The following is a 3,940-nucleotide window of genomic DNA, read 5'->3' on the forward strand; positions in this document are numbered from 1 at the left end:
ATTAAAATAATGATTGATCATTTAAAGATGGATGCACTAAGTAAATTTTTTGATGATATTCACCTTAATAAGTCTGAATACATCTATTTAAAAGCTCAAGGAGAATGGGCTTTTAAAACACAAGATCAATCTGCTTTACTAGCCTATATTGTCTTAACTGGTTCAGTATATATTCAACTTAATGCTTCAGAAAAAATAATTGCGACAGCTGGGGATATTATTTTAATACCTTCTGGAAAAGCCCATAGTGCTACTGACTCAAAATCAACAGCAAGTAAATTAGTAGATTCATTAGATATTACTTTACTTTTTAATGGTCACAGACAAGATGCAATCGAATTTGGTACCTCCTCTCCTGATCAAACATTATTGCTCTGTTTACGCTGTCAGGTTGATACTCATATGGCAGGTCCTTTGATTAATGCATTGCCTTCTATTATGCATATTCAGCATGAAAATCAGACTACACCACCCGAATGGCTGCAAATTGGGCTTTATTTTTTAGCGGTCGAAACTCAAAAAATTCGTCCCGGTCACGATAAAATTATTGATCATTTAGTTAGCATTCTTCTTATTGAATGTATTCGTGACCATATTCAGCAAATGGCAGACCAACAAAACTGGTTAAGCGCTTTAACCCATCCTGAATTGAGTAATGCCCTATCTGCTATTCATAGCCAACCAGAAGTAGCTTGGACGGTTGAATCCTTAGCTGAACAATGTTGCATGTCTCGCTCTAAATTTGCCAACTTATTTAACGGCATTATCGGTGAACCCCCTCTAACTTATTTACAACATTATCGTCTCCGTTTAGCAAGTCAGTATCTACGTACAAGTAATTTATCAATTCAGCAAATATCAAACAAAGTCGGTTACTCGTCTGAGACTGCTTTTAGTCAGGCATTTAAACGAACTTTTGATTTGTCACCTAAACAATATCGGCAGCAATATATCGAACATCATCTCGATTAATAAAAATAAAAAAAGCGCCGAGGCGCTTTTTTATTTGATCAAATTATTATTTAATCTTTGCATGTGATTTTAAATATTGACTGTAATCTTCCAATATTTGCTGACCACGTGACTGGCGATAAAGTTGTTTCAACTGTTGTAATTGATCGGCAGGAATAGCATTTACAGCCGATGAATTTACATTCGAAACTGCAACCACTACAAGCTCATTTGGTAAGTTTGCTGTTGTAACAGACCACATATCTGGTTTAGGTGGAGCTAAACTAAACGCAGCACGTTCAATTTCACGTTTTAAACCTTGTGATCGAGTAAATACACCCGCTGACTCAAATGCGACTTTGTTTTTTGCAACCACTTGATCTGCTGGTTGAGTTTTAAATTCAGCCAACATAGTAGCAATTTTTGATTGAGCTATCTTACGTGCTTTTTCATCGATAACTTTAGCTTTCGCCTCATTCATCGCTTGTGCAAGTGGTTTTACTCCAGCTGCATGGTAATCACGCACTTTAACCCATACTGTATCACCATTTGCTAACTGAATATTAGATGATGTATTACGATCACCATTCTTCACATCATCATTAAATAATTTAATTTTGACACTTGGATCGCTTAAATATGAATTCTGAGTAGCTAAAGTTACGCCATTTAATGATTCAACTTTTGTACCTTTTACTTCTTGTACAACAGCTTCTAAAGAATCATTACCAACAATCGTTTCATTCAAACTATTTACAGTATCTGAATAGACAGTTGCAACTTTATTCTTCTCAACTTCAGCAGTTAAGCGCGCTTTTTCTGCTTCGAATGAAGGGATTTGACCAGCTTGAGTTTCGGCTTCAATAATATGATAACCATATTGTGTTTTTACTGGCTGTGAAACTTGTCCATTTTTCAAGCTTAAAACAGTTTTATCAAATGCATCCGAGAAAACACCGGGAGCATATGCTTCTACTAAACCACCTTTTGCTTTAGAACTAGGATCTTCAGAAAACTGAGATGCCGCTTGTGCAAATGAAAGCCCACCTTGAATTTTTGCATAAACTTCTTTTGCAAGTTTTTGAGCTGCTGCATCATCACGAGCATCAGTAGTAATTAAAATATGTTTCACAGTTCGCTTAGCATCTTTTTTCTGAGTTTCAACAAACTTTGCATAAGCCTGCTGAAGTTCAACTTCAGTTGCATGAGCTGGTTTAGCCACCATTAAAGGAGACAACACAACATAATCAACATCAACCGAAGCCAGTTGCTTAAACTCATTTTGATGTTTGTTGTAATAATCTGTAGCTTCTTGATTAGAGGCGGTTAAACCTGTCTTGTAACTATCTAATTTAATGCTAGCTAAATGTAAGGTGCGTTGTTCAGTTTGCAAATTAGCAATTTGCATGAGGTCAACTTTGCTTACAAGAGAATAATCAGTAAATGTTGAAGTTAACATTTTCAAAGCATGATCTTGACGTAGGCTTGAAATTAAACCTTGGCTTGTCATGCCAATAGAACGTAAATAATTTTCATAGAGTTTTTGTGAGAATTGACCATTCTCTTGCAAACTAGGCTGTTGAGCTAACATTTGCTCAATTTGAGTATCACTCAAAGAAATACCTAATTTTTCCGCTTGCTGAATTAGTAAATTACGTGACACTAAAATATCAAGTGCCTTAGCCTGAATGACAGGCAAATTAAGTAAACTTTCGTCCCCTTTAACAGCAGCTAAATATTGTTCTTTGTAAGACTGAGTTAAAGTTTCAAGGTCTTTTTTAGATATTTCCTGGCCGTTTACTGTCTTTGCAACATCAGCCTTGTTTCCCCTATTAAAATATCCTTCAATACCTACAAGTGCTAAAGGGGTCAAAAACAAAATTAGAAGGACTTTGCCGAGCCAACCCTTAATGACTGTACGAAACGATTCCATAAGTATTCCAATATTTTATTTCGAGGAGAATTTTAACTGAAAAACCACAATCAATGAATGAGCAATATTGGTCAATTCAGATTTTTAATAAAAAACGCGCCTATATTGGCGCGTTTATTCATCTTAAAAGATTAAGCTACTGAATCTTTAAGACCTTTACCAGCTTTGAAGCTTGGTACTTTTGTTGCTTTAATTTGAAGCTCTTCACCAGTTTTAGGGTTACGACCAGTACGTGCAGCACGTTCTTTAACACTGAAAGTACCAAAACCAACTAAAGTTACTGTGTCACCTTTTTTAAGTGCTTCAGTAATTGACGCAATTGTCGCATCGAGTGCCTTGCCTGCATCAGTCTTAGATACTCCCCCTTTTTCAGCAATTGCATCGATTAATTCTGATTTATTCATGAATAAAACATCCTCTTAATATCGTTTGTTTAAGGTCCAAGGCTATAGTTTAAAAGGCCATGACGCCTTTATAGCAATGCTTTAGGGGAAAACGCAATACTAGAGCAGGGCTTTTAGCAAAAATAAATGCTAAAAAACTGTTATATATTTGCTAAATCCCAACATTTTTTACTTTTTATTCAATTTTTCCTTCAACTGCTGGTTTTCTTCTATTAAAGCATCCACCTTAATATGCAGTTGTACAAGCAGCTGTTCGATGTGCTGTAAATCCTTCGGAGTAACTAGTCCTATTCGGTTTAAAGAATGATTAACACTCGTATCAAGAATCTTCTCTACTTTATCTTTTGTTTCAGATACAGACTCTTTAGCTTTTTCTGTGACTTTACCAACAGTGTTATCTGCTAAGTCTCCAGTTTTTGACTCTAACTCTTCACCGACTTTGACTAAGGAATCGAAGAGTTTGTTGCCCTCTTCTTCAGCACGTGAAAATGCCCCTAGTCCTGCTAACCAAATTTGCTTAGTATACTTTCTAAAATCTAAAGCCGATTTTCTTGAAACCTTTGATTTTAACTTATTTTTTTCTTCTAACTCTTCTGTCTGGTTATCTATATTTGCATTATCCATTAATCTAAACTCCTAATCAGATGAGAGA

4 protein-coding genes are annotated in these 3,940 nt (G+C 35.6%); 1 reads left to right on the forward strand and 3 read right to left on the reverse strand.

The annotated features are described in order from the left end of the window. Positions 1-27: 27 nt before the first annotated feature. The gene (locus HUN22_RS15910; protein ID WP_438839293.1) at positions 28-972 is read left to right on the forward strand and encodes an AraC family transcriptional regulator; all 945 of its coding nucleotides are present in this window, start codon (positions 28-30) and stop codon (positions 970-972) included. Between the two features lie 46 nt (positions 973-1,018). Here HUN22_RS15910 and HUN22_RS15915 read toward each other — a convergent pair whose 3' ends face one another. From HUN22_RS15915 to HUN22_RS15925, 3 genes are all read right to left on the reverse strand, one after another. Then, positions 1,019-2,884 carry a SurA N-terminal domain-containing protein gene (locus HUN22_RS15915; RefSeq protein ID WP_174731374.1) on the reverse strand — a complete coding sequence of 622 codons (1,866 nt, stop codon included), beginning with the start codon at positions 2,882-2,884 and terminating at the stop codon, positions 1,019-1,021. 131 nt (positions 2,885-3,015) lie between these two features. Further along, positions 3,016-3,288 carry an HU family DNA-binding protein gene (locus tag HUN22_RS15920; protein WP_001043034.1) on the reverse strand — a complete coding sequence of 91 codons (273 nt, stop codon included), beginning with the start codon at positions 3,286-3,288 and terminating at the stop codon, positions 3,016-3,018. A 168-nt stretch (positions 3,289-3,456) separates the two neighbouring features. Next, positions 3,457-3,912 carry a phasin family protein gene (locus HUN22_RS15925; protein WP_174731377.1) on the reverse strand — a complete coding sequence of 152 codons (456 nt, stop codon included), beginning with the start codon at positions 3,910-3,912 and terminating at the stop codon, positions 3,457-3,459. Positions 3,913-3,940: the final 28 nt, after the last annotated feature.

Origin of the sequence: Acinetobacter lactucae, assembly GCF_013344765.1 — a bacterium.
GTDB lineage: Bacteria > Pseudomonadota > Gammaproteobacteria > Pseudomonadales > Moraxellaceae > Acinetobacter > Acinetobacter lactucae_A.